The sequence below is a fragment of the Pseudomonadota bacterium genome (genome assembly GCA_039033415.1).
Classification (GTDB): domain Bacteria; phylum Pseudomonadota; class Gammaproteobacteria; order Xanthomonadales; family SZUA-38; genus JANQOZ01.
This window is the reverse complement of record JBCCCR010000021.1, coordinates 75,926-96,146: the sequence shown is the minus strand read 5'-3', so window position 1 is coordinate 96,146 and position 20,221 is coordinate 75,926. Positions and strand designations below refer to the sequence as shown.

16 protein-coding genes are annotated in these 20,221 nt (G+C 62.7%); 1 reads left to right on the top strand and 15 read right to left on the bottom strand.

What is annotated here, in order from left to right:
- Positions 1-8: 8 nt before the first annotated feature.
- The 14 genes from AAF358_17365 to AAF358_17300 form a co-directional block, all read right to left on the bottom strand.
- A complete protein-coding gene (locus tag AAF358_17365; GenBank protein MEM7707331.1) occupies positions 9-2,492 on the bottom strand; it encodes a TonB-dependent receptor in 2,484 nt (827 codons plus the stop codon).
- A gap of 88 nt (positions 2,493-2,580) precedes the next feature.
- The gene (locus AAF358_17360) at positions 2,581-3,603 is read right to left on the bottom strand and encodes a FecR domain-containing protein (GenBank protein ID MEM7707330.1); all 1,023 of its coding nucleotides are present in this window, start codon (positions 3,601-3,603) and stop codon (positions 2,581-2,583) included.
- 62 nt (positions 3,604-3,665) lie between these two features.
- On the bottom strand, positions 3,666-4,160 hold the full coding sequence (locus tag AAF358_17355) for an RNA polymerase sigma factor (GenBank protein MEM7707329.1): 495 nt from the start codon (positions 4,158-4,160) through the stop codon (positions 3,666-3,668).
- 296 nt (positions 4,161-4,456) lie between these two features.
- The gene (locus AAF358_17350; GenBank protein MEM7707328.1) at positions 4,457-6,979 is read right to left on the bottom strand and encodes a TonB-dependent receptor; all 2,523 of its coding nucleotides are present in this window, start codon (positions 6,977-6,979) and stop codon (positions 4,457-4,459) included.
- Positions 6,980-7,096: 117 nt separating this feature from the next.
- Positions 7,097-8,146 (bottom strand): FecR domain-containing protein, encoded by a 1,050-nt coding sequence (locus tag AAF358_17345; GenBank protein MEM7707327.1) that lies wholly within the window; start codon positions 8,144-8,146, stop codon positions 7,097-7,099.
- 76 nt (positions 8,147-8,222) lie between these two features.
- Positions 8,223-8,714, bottom strand: a complete 492-nt coding sequence (locus tag AAF358_17340) for a sigma-70 family RNA polymerase sigma factor (GenBank protein ID MEM7707326.1) — start codon at positions 8,712-8,714, stop codon at positions 8,223-8,225.
- A 71-nt stretch (positions 8,715-8,785) separates the two neighbouring features.
- Positions 8,786-9,364: a nitroreductase gene (locus tag AAF358_17335; protein MEM7707325.1), complete on the bottom strand. Its 579-nt coding sequence runs from the start codon at positions 9,362-9,364 to the stop codon at positions 8,786-8,788.
- Positions 9,365-9,557: 193 nt separating this feature from the next.
- The gene (locus tag AAF358_17330; protein MEM7707324.1) at positions 9,558-10,139 is read right to left on the bottom strand and encodes a M23 family metallopeptidase; all 582 of its coding nucleotides are present in this window, start codon (positions 10,137-10,139) and stop codon (positions 9,558-9,560) included.
- 678 nt (positions 10,140-10,817) lie between these two features.
- Positions 10,818-11,849, bottom strand: coding sequence for a DUF1513 domain-containing protein (locus AAF358_17325; GenBank protein ID MEM7707323.1), 1,032 nt, complete (start codon positions 11,847-11,849; stop codon positions 10,818-10,820).
- Positions 11,850-11,913: 64 nt separating this feature from the next.
- Positions 11,914-12,987 carry an imelysin family protein gene (locus AAF358_17320; protein ID MEM7707322.1) on the bottom strand — a complete coding sequence of 358 codons (1,074 nt, stop codon included), beginning with the start codon at positions 12,985-12,987 and terminating at the stop codon, positions 11,914-11,916.
- A 14-nt stretch (positions 12,988-13,001) separates the two neighbouring features.
- Positions 13,002-14,579, bottom strand: coding sequence for a di-heme oxidoredictase family protein (locus tag AAF358_17315; protein MEM7707321.1), 1,578 nt, complete (start codon positions 14,577-14,579; stop codon positions 13,002-13,004).
- Positions 14,576-15,898, bottom strand: a complete 1,323-nt coding sequence (locus AAF358_17310) for an imelysin family protein (protein MEM7707320.1) — start codon at positions 15,896-15,898, stop codon at positions 14,576-14,578. Before AAF358_17310 ends, AAF358_17315 begins: the two co-directional genes overlap by 4 nt.
- A 1-nt stretch (position 15,899) precedes the next feature.
- Positions 15,900-16,955, bottom strand: coding sequence for a Fe(3+) ABC transporter substrate-binding protein (locus AAF358_17305; protein ID MEM7707319.1), 1,056 nt, complete (start codon positions 16,953-16,955; stop codon positions 15,900-15,902).
- Between the two features lie 96 nt (positions 16,956-17,051).
- Positions 17,052-18,080, bottom strand: a complete 1,029-nt coding sequence (locus tag AAF358_17300) for an ABC transporter ATP-binding protein (GenBank protein ID MEM7707318.1) — start codon at positions 18,078-18,080, stop codon at positions 17,052-17,054.
- Between the two features lie 11 nt (positions 18,081-18,091).
- On the opposite strand from AAF358_17300, the gene AAF358_17295 reads away from it, so the two are divergent.
- Positions 18,092-19,723, top strand: a complete 1,632-nt coding sequence (locus AAF358_17295; protein ID MEM7707317.1) for an iron ABC transporter permease — start codon at positions 18,092-18,094, stop codon at positions 19,721-19,723.
- Positions 19,724-19,819: 96 nt separating this feature from the next.
- Here the strand turns inward: AAF358_17295 and AAF358_17290 are convergent, their stop codons facing one another.
- Positions 19,820-20,221, bottom strand: coding sequence for a hypothetical protein (locus AAF358_17290; GenBank protein ID MEM7707316.1), 402 nt, complete (start codon positions 20,219-20,221; stop codon positions 19,820-19,822).

Genomic DNA, 20,221 nt, shown 5'->3' with positions numbered 1-20,221 from the left:
CAGCCCCTTTAAAACTCGTAGGCCACCGACGCAATGACCGTACGCGGCACCGAAGTGCCTACCCGAAAAGCCGCAAAAGCGTCCGGCGTCGCGCCGGCTTGCGTCAGGTTGTATTCCTCGTCGAAGACGTTGTTGACATTGAGCTGAACCTTCCACTGCCCTTTGCGGAAGTAGCTCATCAGGCCCACCTCAACCCAGCTATCGTAGACTCCGACGTTCTCGGCACTGATAAAAACGTCATCCTGGTAGTAGGCGCTGCCGCCAAAGCCCAGTAAGCCACCCGCAACCGGCACCTCGTAAAACGAGGCAAAGTTGACGTTGTGTTCGGCGATACCACCGAAGCGGTTGCCCGGGTCGAACCCGAACTGCAGCGGCCCGAACACCAGCGTGGTGCCGCCATCGATGATCTCGTTGTCGAGATAGGCATAGCCCGCCTGAATCCGCCAGCGATCGTTGATGCGCCCGACAACTTCGAGCTCTAATCCCTGAGTTTCATACTCGCCGATATTGCCAAAGCGCTGCTGTGCCGGCGGCGCGAGCGGGTTAGCAAGAAACGCGACACCTTCCTCGGTAACGCTGAACAGCGTGCCGGTGACCAGCAGCTCGTCGCCGTAAGGCTGCCACTTTACGCCGAGTTCCCAGGACGTTGACGTGGTCGGGTCGATGACCTCTTCGTTGAGATCGAGTCGACCGCCCGAGGAGGTGTAGCCCTCGGCATAGCTGAGATAGGTCGAGAGCGTGTCGTTGAAGGTATAAACCACCCCGCCACGGAAGCTGAGATCATCATCCTCGAAATTCTGGAGGTCGTCGGTAAAGTCTGAGTACCGGAAGCCGGCGAGGATGGCCCAATTATCGTTGAGCGTGATGTAGTCGAGGACGTTGATACCCAGCTCGTCGAAGTCGGACGCAATGCCAAAGCCGGTTTCAACGAGCGTCAGCAGGTCTGCCGGATTATCTACCGGAGCAAACGGATTGTTTACGGCATAGGTGCGATCCACCACGTTAAAAAACACGGTATCGGTGCTGCCAAAACCCCGACCATCCTGCTCATAGGCCTCGTAGGTCAGCGACGCCAGGATCCGATGTTCCACGCCGCCCGGGCCCTCGAGGTCGATAAAATTACGGACCGAGAGCTGTGTAGTTTCTCCCGTCGCTTCCGTCCTGTTAGCGGAGATCAGAGCGGTATTGTTAATCCCCAACGTTTCCGTTCCGATAAAACCGAAGGTCGGGGTAGCGATTCCCGCATTCGTGTCGAAGAGCTCCTTGTCGTTTTCGATTCGAGCTACCGTTGCATCGATACGCCAGGCATCGGAAAACTGCCAGTCTGCCATCAGGTAGCCCCGCGTCGCCTCGGAGACCGACTGATCATTGAAACCGGGTATGCCGTAGAACTGATCAATGGCCTGGCGCTCACTGTAGAAATAGCCGCCAAAAAGATCGCCATCGAGCACCTGGCCACGGTCCTGTGTGTAGTCGTCGTCGATGTACTCGACGCCTGCGACCAGGCTTCCCCGGTCCCCCGTCCAGGAGATACTTGGGTTGATCAACAGACGCTCACGCGACACCTCATCGCGAAAGCTCTCGGAGTTTTCGTAGATGGTCACAAGCCGGTATGCCCAGGGACTGCCTTCGGAAAAGGCGCCGGTGGTGTCGAACTCGGCCTTGTAGAAGTCATAGCTGCCGGCGAGCAGTTCCAGCGTGGAGGAACGCTCAAATTCCGGGCGCTTGGTGGTGTAGTTGACCACGCCGCCGGGGCCACCGCGTCCATACAGCAGCGCGGAAGGTCCCTTGAGCACCTCGATACGCTCAAGGTTTCCGGGCTCGGTAGACGGCACGTTGGTCTGGTTTGTCCCGTTGTTGCTCCGCATGCCGTCTTTGAACAGCGACGCCCCAAAGCCCCGGATGGTCAGTCGCTCTTCGCCCCCATTGCCGGTCTTGAAGCGGGTGAGGCCGGCCACGTTTCGCAGCGCCTCGTCTACGTTGTTGACCTGGAGATCCTGGAGCAGGTCCTGACTGATCACGCTCACCGCCGCGGGCGTTCGCAAAAGGTCCAACCCGAGTTGAAAGCTGTCGCCCCGCGTCGCGTCGTAGTCGCGGTAGTGACCGACCACGCGCACCTCCTCGAGCTCGACCGCCTCTTCTCGGCCATCTCCAGGCCGACCCCCGCTGCCAGCACGGAGCGCAAAATCCGCGCCGTTGATCTGCACAACCTCCAGGCCCGTGCCCGCGAGCAGCGCGGCCAACGCAGCTTCGGGTGTCATCGTCCCGACCACCCGCGGACTTTGCAGGCCCCGCACCGCCGCTGGGTCGACAGTGACCTGCCGCCGTGTCTGCGCAGCGAACTGCTCGAGCGCCTGCTCCAGCGACTGCGGCTCGAGCGCTATCGCGACGGCCTCGCTATCGGCTGCGTAGGCTGCGGTGTTTGCAAGGCCAATGGCTACAACCAGCAGCATGATGAGAAATGCCCGTCCCCGGCAGATTTTGCTTATCATTTTGACTCCGTCATCTTGAACTGACGGGAATAGTCGGCCCCGCCTTTCGGACAGACGGCACGGTCAGGAAAAACCCGGACGCTGGGCGTTATAACGCTCCCGGGGGCCGCAGGCGCGGTGGCCTGAGTACGAGCGTCGCACCCTTCTGCTCGACCATCAGGCGGTGGGTTTCAAACAGGGTGAACAAACCATCATCCGCCCGTTCGACAAAATAGGTTCCCGAGACTCGCGCAGGAAGGTGCGCCAGCCTGGAGGTGTCAACCGTAAATCGGCTGTAATGCTGGAGAGTCGCAATCGCCTCACTCAGGCTGACGTTACGCAGCACCAGCCTGCCGTCTCGCCAGCCGGAGAGTTCGTCCCGAAAAGTACTTGCGCTGAGCTCGAGGTCGCGTCCCTGCAGCACCACGTAGTCCCTGGCGTGGAGGGCGAGCGTTTGAGACTCGAAGCTGACTTCGACAGACCCTTCGACCACAGAAATGGCCGGCCGCTCCGACCGGCGCAGGTCGACCTCAAACTGCGTGCCTGTGACTCGCGTAGTCAGTCCGCCCGCGCTCACCTCAAAAGGTTGCCTCGTATCCGGTGCTACGGAGAACGCGGCGCGGCCCCGATGGAACGTAAGCCGCCTTTTGCCTTCCTGCATGGAGACCGAAATCTGGCTGTGCCAATCCAGCCAGAGCGTCGAACCGTCGCTGAGCTTGATCTCACGATGGTATCGGCCGGTTTCGTAGTTGACGGCTGGAGTGGCGGGAGTGGCAACAACCGATTCCGCGCCTGACGGCACCCGCTGGTCATTCAACGTCACAAGCCATGCCGTAAGCAGAGCAAGGACCCCCGCAACGGGGACCCAGCGGCGAGGTTCGGTCATGCGCGCGATTCGCACCTGACGCCGAATCGAGCGCTTTTCTTGCTTGCTGAAAGGGCGCGGGTCAGTCTGCGAGAGCATGCGCACGTAGCGCTGTGCCGATCGCAGTGCCTTTGCGTGGGCGTCGGACCCCGCAGCGAAGCTCTCAAAGAGCTGCTCGCGTTGTTCGTCAGGAAGGTGAGCGCTCTGCTCCAAAAGAGCCAGCGCCTCATCCTCGATCGTATTCGGTGCGCCCATGGGTTCGCTCAAGCGACGATGTCTTTTACGGTACACGGGTCACAGGGGCAAACGCCACCATGCGCAGCTGGCAATTAGATGGGATCGGTAGAAAGACAGCTGAAGCAGTGCCTGCGAGCGCGACGCAGATGCTTCTCGACCGTTGACAGATGGAGGTCGTGCTCGCTCGCCAGGTCCTGCTGCGTGTAACCCTGGATATAGTGCGCGGAAAACAGACTCTGCGTCAGCAGCGGGAGCTCGCCAAGCGCAGCGTCAAGCGATTCCAGGAACTGTTTCGACTCGCAGGCGGCTTCTGGTTCATCGCTGGTTGCGGGCGATACATCAGCATAATCCTGCTCCCGCGCGTCCCGTCTTTCGCTGGATCGAAATTCGTCAATGACGGTATTGCGGGCAGCACTGAGAAGAAAACGGCGCGGATCACGCACCCCGCCGCCGCGGGTGAGCAGCTTCTCCGCAACAGTCTGCAGCACGTCATCAGCGCGATCAGAGAATCTGACAAGCTTCCGCACGTAGCCACGGAATGACGTGTCCGCAAGCAGCTGCAGGGACTCATCGATCGAGTCGTCCACCCGGTAATCTCCGGTTTACAGGCAAACGCAAATTATATTGGTTCTCATTTGCGCCGACAACGGGATTGGTCGTGGAAAGGCTCAGCAAGCCCGCTTCGCAGACTTAGGGTAACGAGATTGATTTTTGGTTTATTGACTTCCTAGTCCGAGGCATGAGGGATGAACTGTCCATTGGGACGGACAGACGGTCAGCTTCAGCGCGCCGCGAACCAGTGGCGTCCTGTTTGGCGCACGATTCTGAGGTGACCGTTTTGGTGCGCTTTGGCGGGCGCGCTGGTTCAGATTCGCCTCTGACCTTAAAACCTGACGTCCAGCTGGATCCCCGCAAGCCGTGGCCGGAGGATTTGAAAACTTGGCGTACCGATCGGTAAAGCGGTTCCGCTGGCCGCATCGGCATTCACCAGCGTGCGGCTCTGAATCGCCTCTTCGTCGAGCAGATTGGTCACGTATGCCGCTACGGTGAATCGATCGGCTCGGTAACCGAAGCGCAGGTTAGCCAGCGTGATGTCGTCACTTTCGTTGATAGCTAGGTTCGCCACGTCGGAGAACTGCTCGGGCGTTACGTTGACGTTGGCCGCGGCAAAAAAGCCCCGCGCATTTTCGTAGCTGAACCCTGCGGAGAATTGATAGGACGGCGCAAATGCAAACTCATTGCCGGCAAAATCAGCGAGGCTTGGATCATCGGTGTTAATGGGATTACCGTCCGGGTCGACGGCAAACGGGAATGACGTGTACTCGGTTTCGAGGAGCCCCAGGCTGGCGAACAATGACCACTCATCGTTGAGATCAAAGTTGAGATCGAGCTCCAGACCGTATAGCTCCGATTCACCGGCATTAACCAGTTCTGCAGAGGCAAAGCCCGCCGTCACGGTGGGCAATGAGACCTGCTGGTCCTGCCAGTCCGTAAAGAACACATTAGCGTTTAACGTCAGGCGACGATCCAGCCACTGTGACCGGTAAGCGACCTCGTAGTTGGTGATGTACTCCGGGTCCACTTCTCCGAGCTGCGGGCCATCGGGTCTAATAAACAGGAAGGATCTTCCCGCCCGATAGCCTCTGGCCACCGCAAACGAAATCGACTGATCATCATCGATCGTGTAAACGGCGGCGGCGCGTGGGAGAAACGCGTCGAAGGTTGTTTCGCGCAGCGGCTCGTCCGAGGGCGGAAACACAAAGCTGCACGGGGCACCGCCGAAGGCTGGAATCGTACAATTCGGCGGCGTAATGGTCGGGGTGGTTCTAACGCCAGTGTCCTCAATCGTCTCCCGATCGTAGCGCAGCCCCACCGAAAACGCCCAGCGGTCGCTGTAGTCAAAGGTGGCCTCGCCAAACAGCGCCCAGTTATCCGTAAACGTGGCAAAGTCGACGGCCAAATTGGCGATCGAGCCCGGCGGATCTGCAGGTATACCCAGCGCCGTGAGCGGGAACTCGAAAAACCCGGAGCCTACCGAATCCTCTTCGTAGTAGTAGGCCCCGATCCAGCCTGAAAGCCGTTCATCGCTGAAGTTTGCGCGAAATTCAAACGAGCTCGCGTCGTTGTCAATGACGGTATTTCGGTCGGTGATAAAAAGATCGGGGAACAGGCTGCTGCCAGCGATATCCGTACTCTCGGAGGATTCGTGGGTTGCCAGGGCGACCAGCGACCAGCGCTCCGACAGCTCGTAGCTGGCGTCAACGATATAGCGCGTGGACTCCGTGTCCGTCACATTCGGGTCCAGCAGGTTGATGCCGCCGAATGGATCAAAGGATTGGAACGCCGGGTCGGTCACCGGCACCTGAGTCCCCAGACCTTGATTCCCCCGCTGCTCGGTATCGACAAACTCCGCCTGAATGTCCAGGCGAAGGTCCGCAATAGCATCGGGCTCGATCAGCAGCTTGGCGCGCAGGGTGTCGCCGGTGGTTTCCGAAGAGCGGGTACCGGTACTCTGGAAGCGAATATCGCCTTCAAATTCCTGCCGATCCAGCGCCAGCCGGAACGCCAGCTGCTCGTCGACCAGCGGCACGTTAACCATTGCAGAATACTGACGCTGACCGAGTTCGGCGCCCCGCACGCGACCGGCCGCTTCCCATTCATAGCTGGGATCCTTGCTGCGAATCAGCACCGCACCCGACAGCGCGTTGCGCCCCTGAGTTGTCGATTGAGGCCCCCGCAGAATTTCCACCTGATCGATGTCCCAGAGGCTATCAAGCCCGCCGATACTGCGATTGACCAGCGGCGCGCCGTCCGCGTACACGTTGGAAGTCACACCACCCTGACCCGTGGCGCCCCGTCGGCCGACGCCGCGGATCGTGAGATCAAAAGGTCGGCCCGACGACGATACGTTCGGCGTCCGGTTCACGAGGTCGTCGAGGTCGAACGCCACCTGCCGGTCGAAGCTTTCCGCGGTATAGAGAGCCACTGAGGTCTGCGTATCCTGCACTGAAAGGTTTTGCTTGGTGCCGTAAACGGTCAGCTCCTCAAGGGTACGCTGCGCAAGTGGCTCGGGGGCACTTGGCTTGGCGGCGTCAGCACGTAACGCAAAGCTGGTGCCGTTGACCTCCACCAGCTGAAGTGACGTGCCGCCGATCAGCTGACGCAACGCCTGCTCGGCGGTAAGTTCACCCTCGACGCGGCGGCTTGTGCGGTCGCGAACCAGGGCAGCGTCAGCGGCAACCTGCATTCGGGTGACCCCACTAAACGCAACAAGCGCCTGTTTAAGCGGCTGGGCCGGAATCGAAAAACGAAAGGATTCGGAACTCTGAGCTAGGGCGACGCTGCCGGGCAGAGCGCAGACAGCAAAGACAACGATAAGAGCAATGGACTGGGCGAATCTGACCACACAAATCTCCTGGCTGCTGGCGCACAGGCGCGCCGCTTACTGGAGGTACGGATGAGCGGCGCGATACCCGTAAACGCTGCAGCAAAAATTTGGAACGCGCGGGATCAGATCGATGAATCAAGGCCTTTCGGGCCGGAGCGGCCTTGGAGAACGAATCACCAAAAGGCCACGATCAAGTTTTTGCTCAAGGCGATGAGCCTGGACGAGCGTCTGGAGCGCATCATCAGCCCGGTCGGTGAAAAACACCCCGGTGACCCGCTCCCCGAGATCGATCATCTGGCTGGTATCGAGCTCCAGCCGGCTGTACCCGGCGATCGTCTCGAGCGCGTCGACCAGCGGGCGTTCATCGAACACCAGCATGCCCTCACGCCAGCGACCCAGTTCCTCGACAGACCGTTGAGATATCGGGCCCAGGCTCGAACCTTCGGCAACAATACGCTGCCCGGGCGTGAGTCGCTGTCTGGGCTCATCCAGGGTTCCGACCTCGACGGCCCCCTCGAGGACCGACACCTCAACAAGATCCGGTTTCGACCTGCTGACGATGAATTGTGTCCCCGTGACGCGGGTCTCGCTGCTTCCTGCCAGCACAATAAACGGATGGTCATCGCGCGAGACGACGTCAAAAATCGCGTTCCCCCCCGCCAAGGTGACCCGGCGACTGGCGTCATCAAAAGACGCCGTCAGCTCGGTCTCCCAATCCATCCAGACCTGAGAACCATCGGGCAGCTCTGCCGTCTGGCGCTGTCCCCATCGAGTCCGCAGGCGCAGCGGTGACGCCTGCGGTACGGGCCGGACCGCAACCGTCGAAGTAACCACCGGGGCTGGGGCCCGCAGCTCCGCCGACAGGAACCACGCACAGGCTACCAGGGCCACCGCACCCGTTCCCGGCAGCGCCGGGCGCTCGGTCAGGCGGGTCCACCACAGATCCAGATTTCTTGCGATGCGCCGAGCTGGCGAGACCGGCGTTTCGGGGAGCGCCTCGGTAAGCTGCTGTAGCTGTTCAGCTCTCGCTGCAGCTGCCGCGTGTTCCTCGCTTTCCGCTCGAAAGCGTGCCAGCGCAAGATGGTCCTCGGGCGCACCGCGCGCGGCCACCTGCTGGACGCAGGCGAGCGCCGCCTCGTTGATAGCGCTGTTTGAAGAGCCGTCTACCGGCTTTCCTGATGGCATGGCGAGAATCTCTGCTCGGCGTACCGGGTCTCATTATAGACACGTGTTCCGGAGCCGAAGTCCGTAAGTTTGGGCGTCAGAGGTAAGCGGAGAGACGCTCCATACAGTGGCGTCTGGCCTTGGCGAGGCGTTTTTCAACGGTGGAAACATGCAGCTTCAGGCGAGCGGCGATATCGCTCTGCGTGTGACCTTTTGCGTGATGCAGCAGGAAGATCTCCTGGGTCAGTGCAGGCAGGGCTTCGAGCGCAGCCAGCAGCGCGGCAAGCTTTTCCCGCGCAAGCGCGGCACGTTCCGGCGTTCGTGCGTCGAACGCGGGCTGCTCCTGGGAAAAGCGGGCTTCGTGCTCGGCACGGCAATGCTCTGATCGCCAAAGGTCGATGGCCGCATTTCGGGCGGCGCGACGCAGGTAAGGCCTAGCTGCCGGCACGGTTGCACCGGGATTGATCAGCCGTTCGGCCAAGGTCTGCAAAGCCTCGTCGGCCTGCTGTGGGTCGATCGATTTGCCGATCGAATCCATCAGCTGACGATCGGCGAGCAGTAAATTCAGTGCGGGAGCGTGGCTGGACAATGCTTTCGCCAACTTCAACAAGGGCCCAGTGTACCAAACTAATGCAAATGCGAATCAAGTGCGGTTGAGCATCAGCGCCACGACACCACGTCGTCGAGCATCGGCCGCGGCCGTTCCAGCAGCGGCTTCTCAGTCGGCGACCCGAGAAAGAAAAATCCGGCGATGCGGTCATCTGCGCGCAGCCCCAGATACGACAGAATGCCGCCGCTATACGCCGCGGGTCCCGTCAGCCACTGGGCGGCATAGCCCAACGAAACGGCGGCGGTCAGCAGGTTCTGACAGGCAGCGCCGGCCGACAGGGTTTGTTCCCAAACCGGGATTCGAGTGTCAGTATTCGGCGTGGAAGCAACGACCACCAGCGTCGGCGCGAACGAGGGAAACACACGGAGCCTGTCGAGCATCGCCGGCGTCAGCGACTCATTCTCGGCCGCCAGCGCTGAAGCGATAACTTCCCCAAACGTTTCCCGGGCTTTTCCCTGAAAGACGATGAAGCGCCACGGTGCGAGCTTGCCGTGATCGGGAACGCGGGTCGCCGCGGTCAAAATCGTCTCAAGATCCTCCCGGTCAGGACCCGGCTCGTTCATCTCCCGCGCCAGCGTCGAGCGACGCGTCAGCAGCAAATCGATGAGCTGACCATCAATATCATTCAAGTTCGTTGTATCCAAGGCAAAAGCCCCTGCGTTGTCAGAATTGTCGACCGATGGCGACCAGCGCCGCGCCGGCAGTCGGATTTAAATGATAATGATTCTCAATAACTGAAACAACCGGTCCGCCTCGGTCAGGCGCTGAGAGCCGGCTGGCTTCGGCCGGGATACCCACTGGTAGGCCGAGCCGGAATGGGACTCAGGACACCCGGACCAGCGCGTCCAGCGTCGGCACAACCTCTTGCCGTTGACACCACGCACCGCTTGGATCCCGCACCTCCAGTTCAGCGAATACGAAAGGGAGCACTTCGGCAGAGAACGGATCGACCATCTGATCGAATAGATTTAGATGAAGGTGAGGAGCCGTCGAGTTCCCGGAGTTTCCGACCGCCGCAAGCTCATCCCCTACGACGACGGCCTGGCCGGGCATGACCTTGAGTGATCCCTGGCGCAGGTGAGCCAGGAACACGATGTAACCCTCGTTCGACTCGATCATGATGAAATTTCCGGCATTAGGCCGGATGTCCAGAACGCCGTCGCGCAGCTCAGGCTTGAAGCGATACCTTGCGTAATACCATCGCTGAATCGTCGAAATAGGCCCGTTGCTGAGATGATCGGACCAATCGTTGGCACAGCGCAGGACGGTCCCCGAAATCGGCGAAAAAACCGGCTGCTCCCAGCAATAGAATCTGCTGGATGCCGTTGTGCCGAGCAGCGACTTCACCCGTCCCTGATCACAAGTCTGTCCACGCTGATCAACCTGAACAAAATCGAAGGCCAATCGATGATGTCCCGGTGGGCAAAGGGTCCTCCATTCCCCTCTGAGCGGAAAGTGAATTTGCTGGACCATGGATTGCGACATGGTGGGTCCCTGGCGGCGAAATGTCGCTCCGATGAGCTGTCGAGCTCGTAGTCACCGAGCGACCGCCTTGCGGGTCCACCAGGAAAAACGCGACAGGTACGAGCGAGCGAGCAAAACGATAGCTTGTTTGATCCAGGTATTGCAAATAAAAATAAGAATGATTACGATTAAGACCTCTCGACGGTGGCAACCCGTCAGGAGGCAAGTCGAGGTTGGTTAAGCGATGGTGGATCATGGACCGTCTTCGCAACCGCCAGCCAACGTTAGCCGGCGCCGAATTCCCCTTCCGCGCCGGCTTTTTTTGCCCGCCGAAGTGCTCCCAAGTCTTACTCGGTCATGCCGCCCGACCCCGCCATTGCTGGGAGGGGTCGACCGCAAGCGACGACAACAGCCAGGTGATTAATTCGCCAAAAGTTTGATCCAAGCAGGCTGATCGCCACCAGCCACAGCGGCGCCTTGTCTCGCGCCCTTAGCGAGGCAAACCTGGCCGCCATGGCGCGGCACAATCTGCCGGTCACGCCCATTTCGGTCGGGTTTGTCGTGCACGGCGTCGCTTTTTGAACTGGCTGAATTTGCTGGAGCGCCAAAAGCGAGCCGCTAAACGCGGACCAGGTGATTGTCCCAAGCCCAGGCAAATTGCCGGGGCGTCGCGCCGGCAGCAATCACCGTGCCCTCCCCGGTGCTCAGCACCACCCGTTCCCCCGACGCAGCGCCGCATACATCCGCCAGCTCATGCTGCTGCTCCGCCTGCTGCGTCTGAGCGTTCAGCGTCAGGGCCCGATTCCCGCGAGGAGCGGTGACGACCACCCTCTCGCCCGCCGCATCGGTGGCGATTGAACCGATATAACCCCGGAATCCGTCTGTCGAGCTTGCATGACGGCCGGGCTCGTCGACCAGCTCCAGAGGCTGCCCCTGCCGGTGGCGAACGATCAGCGGCGCCCGGCCGGGCCCCTCAAACTGCCCGCCGATCCAGATCGCACCGTCGCGGGTTTGCGTCAAATGTCTCAGCGACAGCTGATGCCAGCGCGGCGTCAGGTAGCGCTGCTCGAGCAACCGGCCATCCGCCCGGTCCAGATAACACAGCGACGGCCTCATCTCCGCGAGATTAAGCTTGATCCGCGGGAAATCCGGGTGGGTTTCGATGCCGCCGTTGGCGACCGCGATAGTCTGACCGTCCTGCATCAGAACCGCTTCATGCGCACCGATCCCTCCGGTATCGAATTCGTCGATTCGCCGATAGCCCTCGCCGGCGGCATAGACGCCGAGCACGCTGGCGGGTCGGTTGTAATCATTCTCCGTCGCGTAAAGGTAACGTCCATCAGGGCTGAACAGGCCATGGCCGTAAAAGTGCCGACCGGCGGGCGTTTCAAAACGGTCGACAGTGTCCAGTGTCGTCAGATCGATCACCTGGGCGAAGCGGCCCGGTCGGCGGGCCAGCACCACGGCGGTGCGTCGATCCGGCGAAACGACCACGCCATGTCCGCGGCCAGGCAGGGTAACCAGCCTCAGCAAATCGAGGCCTTGGGTCAGCACGGCAACGCCATAGCCGCCTTCGCCTAACGCACAGCAGCCGACCAGAGCGGGAGCGCCTTCGAGGGCCAGCGCGGGCGTTGCGAATACCCCCGGCAACAGCGCTGCGCTACGCAACCACTGACGTCGAGAGCTTCGGGCTCTAAGCCGCGAGTGCGTGCGCTCAGTCACCGTCAGCCGAGTTGAAACCCTGGGTCAGACCAAGCGCCGGCATGAGCGTATAGGCCAGCTGTCGATGGGCGCCGAGCAGCGGCTGCTGCACATAGCTGAGCCGCGACCGATGACGCTCATCCACGATCAGCTCTCGCCAGGGTCCGGCTTCGCTCAGCGCCCGAAACTGCGCTTCGCTGAGCTCGAGCTCCCGCAGCAGCGCCTCACCCTGGTAACGACTACCCTCGGGCAGCAACGCCTGGAACGGTCCGGTGAACAGCGCTCCCAGTTCGGCAGTGCCGGCAGCGAGCATGCTGGCCGTGAGCCCCGATGTCGCAAAGGGCGCCAGGCCCGGGCGCGCGTTGGCGGGGCTGTCGCCCAAAGCCACAGCGATTTTCAGTTCAGCCGCCGTTTTCAGCGCCTGATCCGCCGCCTGCAGCAGAGCGGCGAGCGCGCGGTCTTCTTCGATGAGCTCATCAGACCCGCTGAGCGCGGGCCGAAGGTTGCCAGCCGTCGACCAGTCCGACGCCAGGGCGCGGCTCTGCTGCGCAAGCTGGTCGGTGACCGCCTCGGCAAGCCGGCAGGTGTCCTGCCCCGGCTGCAGGCTTGCCGACGGCTCGCCGTAAAGCAGGTACTCCAGTGCCGGCAGGCCCTGCAGCGCCACGCTCTTTTCGCCCAGCTCAGCGGCGGTAAACGGTTCGGGCAGATTACTGGCCAGCAGCTGGAGGAGCTGTCGACGCCCGCGGCCGCCGCGATCAGGCCAGTAGAATATGCGCTCGAAGCGGTGCTCGCTGAGCACCGGCCCCAGCCGCAGCCACTCGACGCGGGACCACGCCTGGGCCAGCGCCTGAAAGGCGTCTCGAGCCTCGCGGTGAAGCGGCTCGCCGTGTTGCCCCTCCGCGGCGCAAATCCGCTTGACGGCATCGCGCTGCGTCTCGGCGCCGGTCGCCAGCGCGTCGTAGCTCGCCCTGAGAATTTCGTAGGCGTGCCCAAAGAACCGCTCCCGCGTATTGAGTTCCGGTTCGCAGCCCGCTAACGCGACCAGCAGTCCGCCAAGCAACACCCATCGACGTGATCGCCATTTCATGGACAACCAGGGGCTCAAAGCGACCTCAGAAAGCTCACCAGTGCAGACCGTTCGTCCGGGGTCATGGCGACCACGGCGTCGCGCGAAGCCTGCGCCTCACCCCCGTGCCAGACGATGGCCTCCAGCAGGCCCCGGGCGCGGCCGTCGTGCAGAAGCTGATTGTGCCCGCTGACCGTCTCGGTCAGGCCGATTCCCCAGAGCGGCGCCGTTCGCCATTCGGCGCCCGCAGCCTGGCCCACCTGGCTGTTGCTGCTGAGCCCTTCGCCGAGATCGTGTAGCAGCAGGTCGGTATACGGCCAGATCAGCTGAAATTGATGCTCAGGCTGCGCCGCATCTCGCCGCGTTACGAAGTTCGGTCGGTGACACCCGCCACAGCCCACCTCATGAAACAGCGCTTTGCCCGTCAGCACTGCGGCGTCGCTTTCATTGCGCCGCGCAGGCACCGCCAGATTGCTTGAGTAGAAGGCAACCAGGTCCAGCACTTCATCAGACGCCTCAAAAGGGCTTAACGCTTCCTGCACGCCGTGCGGGCCTTTTAGGCAATCCGGCTGCTGCGCGGTGCACTCGCCGGCCGGTGCGGGGTGCAGGGCGCTGGAGATGCCCATATCGTTCGCAAAAGCGCCGGCGGACTGCGCCCGAACGGTCGGCGCACCAGCCTTCCAGCCAAAGCGCCCGATGGTCGGCTCGCCCGTTACGGGATCAGCAGCACGCTGAATGCGGCCTGAGATTCCGTCGCCGTCGCGATCGTCAGGATCGGCACCCGCAGCGATATCACCGGGGTGAATCGCATCGAGCAGTCCGAGGCCGATCATCGGCTGGGCGATCCTCGGCGACAGCGATGCGCCTTCGCCGAGCGGTCCGTACCCGAGGTTGGTCAGCTCGTAGTGGGGCTCGCGCAGCGACACCGTCTCGCCACCGTTTAGCGCCACTTCGCGCTCCGTGTAGCGCACCCGGACCTTACCTTCTGCCGGCAGCCCCGGAACGGCGACGTCCTGGATCTGGCCGCCATAAACGGGATCTGGGACCGACGGCTGAAGGCCCTCTTCGCCCGACGGCAAAGCGATCCGCAGCAGAAATGATGTCGCTTCATCACCGTCGTGAGCCGGCGGGTGACCACGCCCGTCCTTTAGATGACAGCGCTGGCAGGACCGCGCGTTGTAAAGCGGCCCGAGGCCGTCAGACGCCTGCGTTGATGATGGGGAGGACACCCAGATTTTTCGGAACAGCGCGTTGCCCAGCGCAAACAGCTGCTGGCCCTCCAGCGACAGGTTGGCTGCAGGCATCGAAAAGGCGTTCCGGGTCACGCTGCCGGCGTAGGTGGCGGCGCCGCCGCTGTTGCGCTCGAACGGCTGGGCCGCCGCAAAGCTGGCGGGCACCGTGGTCACCTCGAGCACCTTTTGCCGGTCTTCAGCGGTCAGGTCTCCGCGCCAGGGGAGCGCCGAGTCCTGTGCCGGGTCGCGCCCGACCATCGTCCAGACCGCAGCCAGCGCCGCAAGCACAACGATCACTGCCATAACACCGAACCACGGCGCACCGCGTCGTGGTTCGCCGCCGGCTTCGCGAGGCGTTGTGGCCGCGGCGTCTCGACTCACTGAAATACCGCGGCGGGATTGTCCAGAACGTCAGAACCTTCAATGTAGACGCTGCCCAGGTTCAGCGCCGCGACGAGCTGCTCAAGCGGCCGGGTCTGGGCGATCAGGGCGTTGACGCCGGCCTCGATCACCTGCTGTCCCTCGGTGTTGCCCTCTGCAATCATCTGGTCGTAAGCCTCGACCGAATCACCGCGCTCTTTGAGCGCCGTAAGCGCCTCGGTGGCCGCCGCGATCGCGGCGTCAATTTCCTGGCTCAGCGTCGGCAGATGCTCCGCGGCCAGCGCAGCCAGCGATGGGCCGCTGATTTCGCTGCCGTCGATGCGGCGGTAGCTGCCGCGATAGATGTTGCGAATGCCCACCTGATTGTAATAGTGCGAGTTGTGCGTGTTGTCTGAAAAGCAGTCGTGCTCCTCCTCAGGATCGTGCAGAAGCATGCCCAGCTTCATCCGCTCTCCGGCAAGTTCACCGTAGGAAAGTGACCCCAGCCCGCTGATCATGGCGTTCACGCCGGTCACCGGGTCGCGCGTCAAGTTCAGGCGCGCTTCGCCCTGCTCGCCCCAGAGCGCAACCACGTTCTCAAGATCCTCGAGCAAAAGCGCCGTCGCGGCCCGCAGATACGCAGCCCTTCGATCGCAGTTGCCGCCGGTGCAATCATCACCAACCGCAAAGTCGGTTGCGGGGCGACTCCCGGCACCCGGCCCGGTACCGTTCAGGTCCTGCCCCCAGAGCAGAAACTCGATGGCGTGATAGCCGGTGGCCACGTTGGCTTCGACCGACCCCGCCTCGTGCAGCACGTCCCGCAGAAGCTCGCCCGAAATTTCTGCAGCGTCAACGGCTTCGCCGTTGATCAGCGGGGCCGCGTTTGCAATGACGTTGACGCTGTAGAGCGGATTGGCGTCAGACTGCTGGCCGTAGCTGGCGTCCACGTAATCGATCAGGCCCTCATCCAGCGGCCACGCGTTGACTCGCCCTTCCCAGTCGTCGATCAGCGGATTGCCGAACCGAAACGCCTCGGTTTGCTGATAGGGCACTCGCGCATCGAGCCAGGACTGACGAGCAGCCGCAAGCGAGGACTCGGTCGGCTCAGCGATCAGCGTCTCCAACGCTTCGGCCAGTGCACGGGCCGCGATCAGGCTATCGCCATATTTGGCCTCGGCGATATCCGCATAGTTCGCAACGATCGGGCTGGCCGCGGCCGCGGTGAGCTCATAGGTTGCGGACTGCTCGGTCGATGCCGCGCCTTCAGGCTCCGAGGAGTCGTTGCCGCAACCAGCAACCATCAGCGTGCTGGCGAGCGCAGTCGCGAGCGCCGCTTTCACGCTAGCGCCAGCCCGCACGGTCAAAGACCCGAATCGCTTCCGCCTGGTGCTCGCCGAGCAGCGAGGCGTTGAGTGGGTCCTCAAGGAAGTCGCCGAGGCGCTCCACTGCCGAGGCGGCGTTGAGATTGCGGACCGCCGGGTATTCGTTATTGCCGTTGGCAAAGTAGCCTTGCGCTTCATCACTGGTCAGGTACTCCAAGAAACGGACCGCGTGGTCCGGGTTCGGCGAGGACGTCACAATGCCCGCGCCACTGATGTTGATATGGGTTCCGCCGGTTGCCTGGTTGGGGAAGACGATTCCCACCGCGTCCGCCAACGCCCGATCAGCTGGATCTTCGGAGGCCGCCAGGCGAGCCAGATAGTAGGTATTCACCACGGCAATGCCGCACTCCCCGCTGGCGACGGCGCGAATTTGCCCGGTGTCGTTGCTCTGTGGCGGGCGCGCAAAGTTATCAACGACGCCTCGCGCCCAGGATTCGGCGGCTTCGACGCCCAGGCGGGCAATCAGGCTCGCCATCAGCGACACGTTATAGATGTTGGTTGACGAGCGGATACAAACCCGCCCGCGGTGCGCAGGGTTTGCCAGATCCTGGTAAGTGGCCAGGGGCTCGGGCAGCCCGCCCGACTTGTGGTAGATAATGATACGAGCCCGTTTGGAGAGCCCAACCCAAAGGCTGTCAGGGTGGCGGAGGTTTTCTGGAATGCGCTCGGCAATGGTCTCGGAGCTGAACGGCTGCAGCACCCCAGCCTGCTCGGCGCGCCAAAGGCGCCCCGCATCGACCGTGATCAACACGTCGGCCGGGCTGAATTCGCCCTCGTTTTTGATCCGTTCAATCAGCTCATCGGCGCCGGCCTCGATGAGATTGACCTTAATTCCGGTTAGCTCGGTGAAGTTGTCATAGAGCGCGAGGTCAGTGTCATAGTGGCGCGATGAATACAGGTTTACCTCGCCAGCGCTTGCTGTATCGGGAGCCTGCCCACCAGGGCCGTCATCGCCACAGGCCTGAAGCATGGCAGCACCAACCAACAAAACCGCAGCGGCGGCAGCTTTCCTCAACGTGTCATTCATAGCGGCGGGATGTGACTATCGGCATGAGCAGGTCTACGACTTTAATGAGAATCATTCTTGTTTGCAACATTCGTTCGATGGCTGTCAGGAGGCCGGCACCGCGGCAAACACGCTGCTATTTTGCGGCAAAACGGTGACCGCTGCGTGAACATGAAAACGATGGGGGCGGGCCTGCCGCACATAAAGTTTCTTGTTCGAATCGCTCTCGGCAACCAGCAGCATGTCATCGCTGTCGGCCGTGCGGATTTCCGTGACGGTAAGGCCCTGCTCAGCCGCGCTCACCGCCAAGCAATCGGGACGCACCACCAGTTCGAGCGGGCCGTCCGGTAAGTCGCCGTTTTCCAGACACGCCCGCGGCCACACCCCAAAAGGCGTACGAAGCGTGGGCCCGGAAAGTTCGCCGACAAAGCTCTGCGCCTGACCGAACAGCCGCGCCACGGCCAGCGTTGCCGGCGCGTCGTAGAGCTCTCGGGGTGATCCCTGCTGGACCACCTGACCGAGGTTCAGCACCACAACCTGATCGGCGAGCGCCATGACCTCTTCCGGGTCATGAGTGACAAAGACACCGACGGCCTGGCTGTCGCGAATCAGCAAGCGGGCCTGCTCCCGGAGCTGGCGACGCCGGTGAATATCCAGGTTGGCATAAGGCTCATCGAACAGCAGCGCCTGGGGTTGCGGCGCGAGCGCGCGGGCCAGCGCCACTCGCTGGCGCTGACCTCCGGAAAGCGTATGCGGATAGCGCTCGCCAAGGCCAGCCAGTCCGACGTCGGCCAGCAGCGTCTCAACCCGCTCCGGCTGCTCGCCACTCAGGCCGAAGCCCACGTTTCTGGCCACGGTTAGGTGGGGAAACAGCGCCCCCTCCTGAAAAACGAGTCCAACCGGACGGGCTTCCGGCGACACCTGCCTGGCGGGCCTGGAAAGCACCTCGCCGTGAAGCGAGATCTCGCCGGCCTGCAGCGGCATGAGACCTGCGGCGAGGCGGAGCAGCGTGGTCTTGCCGCAGCCCGACGGGCCGATCAAACAGGTTATGCTGCCCGCTTCTGCGGCAAACGATACGTCTCTTAAGGCCGGTTGCCCGCCGTAGTCGTGGGAAACCTGTTCAAATTTCAGCATCGCGCGAGTCTATGTCCAAACTGTCCTCACGATCCAGCGTTCTATGGAATATCCCTGCGGCGGCCACAGCGCTGGCGCTGGCGGTGCCTCTACTGGCTGTCCTGGCCGCTTTTCTTACCCCTGCCGGACCCGCCTGGGACCACCTCAAGTCGACCGTGCTGACCGACTACGTGATTCACTCGCTGCAGCTCATGGCGCTGACCGGCCTGCTGGCCGCCGTGTTCGGCGTCACGGCCGCCTGGCTTGTCGGCGCCTGCGAGTTTCCCGGTTGTCGCACGCTGAGCTGGCTGCTGGTGCTCCCGCTGGCGGCGCCGGCGTACGTCGTGGCCTACGCCTACACCGACCTGCTGGACGTTTCGGGACCGCTGCAGACGGCGCTGCGCGCCGCGCTCTCGCTCAGCCCGGACCAGCTCAGGCTGCCGCCGGTGCGTACGCTGCCCGGCGCCGCGCTGCTGCTTTCGCTGGTTCTCTACCCGTACGTCTATCTGCTCGCGCGCAACAGCTTTGCCGGTCGTTCGGGCGTGCATTTTGAGGCCGCCCGCGTGCTCGGTGCCAGCCCGCGCCGGGCTTTTTTTGCCGTGGCGCTCCCGGCCGCGAGGCCCGCCATTGCCGGCGGACTGGCGCTCGTGCTGATGGAGACGCTGGCCGATTTCGGTGTCGTGGAATACTTCTCGGTACCCACCTTTAGCACCGGCATCTATCGGACCTGGATCGGGCTCGGCGAAAAAACCGCAGCGCTCAAGCTGGCCGCCATAATGCTGCTGTTTGTCCTCGCGCTGGTCAGCTTTGAGAGCCTCAGCCGCCGTGGCGGGATCGACCGTTCGGACCTGTCTCGAGCCACTCCGCTTCGACTCACCGGCTGGCGAGGCTGGTGCGCCCTGGCGTTTTGCGTGACGCCGGTCATGCTCGGCTTTGTGATCCCGGTCAGCCTGCTGGCCTACTACACCCTGACAACGGGCGACGCCATGCTCGGGCGCGGCTTTTCAGGCTACCTGCTCAACAGCGTCGGCGTCGCCGCCGTGACCGCCGTGGCGGCGACCGCGATCGCTCTGCTGCTGAGCTACAGCCAGCGCCTCGGAGGCGGGACGATCAATGCGGCGATGATCCGCGTATCGACGCTGGGCTATGCCCTGCCCGGTGTGCTTCTTGCCATTGCGCTGCTGGGCCCGCTAGGCGTGTTTGATCGGTGGCTGTCGGGCTGGTGGCCAGGGCGATCCCCGGGCGGATTGCTGCTGTCAGGAACGGTGTTTGTGTTGCTCTACGCCTACGTATGCCGCTTTCTAACGGTCGCCTTCCAGTCGGTCAGCGCCGGTCTTGGCGCCGTCTCCGCCGATATGGATTTCGCTGCGCGAAGCCTCGGCGCCAGCCCGGGTGGGGTGGTGTATCGGGTTCATTTGCCGCTGCTCAGATCCAGCCTGGCGGCGGCAGCGCTGCTGGTTTTTGTGGACGTCATGCGAGAGCTGCCGGCAACGCTGCTGCTGCGGCCCTTTAACTTCGACACGCTGGCGACCCGGGTTTATCGCCTGGCAAGCGACGAACGCCTGAACGAAGCGTCCACGGCCGCCCTGGCGATTGTGCTGGTGGGCGTCGTGCCGGTGCTGCTGCTCAATCGCGTTGGGCGCAGTCGCTCGCGAAAATCGTGACCCAGTCCCAAGGCTGGGCCCGCACACCCGCGAAAGGGTCGGAGCCCAGCCGTCTAGTGGGCCGCTTGAAAAAAAGGGTTCCTTCAGCCGCTTGCTCTAGCCGGCCGACGCCTTTCGCAGCTGCCAGACCAGCCACACCCCGATGCCGCTGGGCAGCAGCATGGTGACCGCAATGAGCGCGAGCAGCGGGTAATCCCCGGCCATCGCGTGCTCGACGACATGCAGCGCGTGAAAGAGCGTCATGAGGCCGGCAACGATCAGGGCCAGCCAGCGTGCTCCCGCATTGCCCGAGACGCAAAGCGCCAGCACCGGCAGCGCAGCGACGCACAGTAATCCGATCAGCAGTTCCGTGGGCGGCAGGGACGACGCGTCGTAGGCGCCGGTGCCCAGCGACCCCATCACCTCGAATACCACCAGGGCAACGACGCCCGCCAGCGGAACCGTGAGAACGAGCGCCGCTCGGGCGCGTAGCGGGTTGGCTTTGCTGAGATCCGTCAT

Excerpts from the sequence above, each read along its gene's own strand:
- AAF358_17365 (MEM7707331.1), bottom strand. The coding sequence starts at position 2,492 with ATGATAAGCAAAATCTGCCGGGGACGGGCATTTCTCATCATGCTGCTG.
- AAF358_17345 (MEM7707327.1), bottom strand. The coding sequence starts at position 8,146 with ATGCCATCAGGAAAGCCGGTAGACGGCTCTTCAAACAGCGCTATCAAC.
- AAF358_17320 (MEM7707322.1), bottom strand. The coding sequence starts at position 12,987 with ATGAAATGGCGATCACGTCGATGGGTGTTGCTTGGCGGACTGCTGGTC.
- AAF358_17300 (MEM7707318.1), bottom strand. The coding sequence starts at position 18,080 with ATGCTGAAATTTGAACAGGTTTCCCACGACTACGGCGGGCAACCGGCC.
- AAF358_17295 (MEM7707317.1), top strand. The coding sequence starts at position 18,092 with ATGTCCAAACTGTCCTCACGATCCAGCGTTCTATGGAATATCCCTGCG.
- AAF358_17290 (MEM7707316.1), bottom strand. The coding sequence starts at position 20,221 with ATGACGGATCTCAGCAAAGCCAACCCGCTACGCGCCCGAGCGGCGCTC.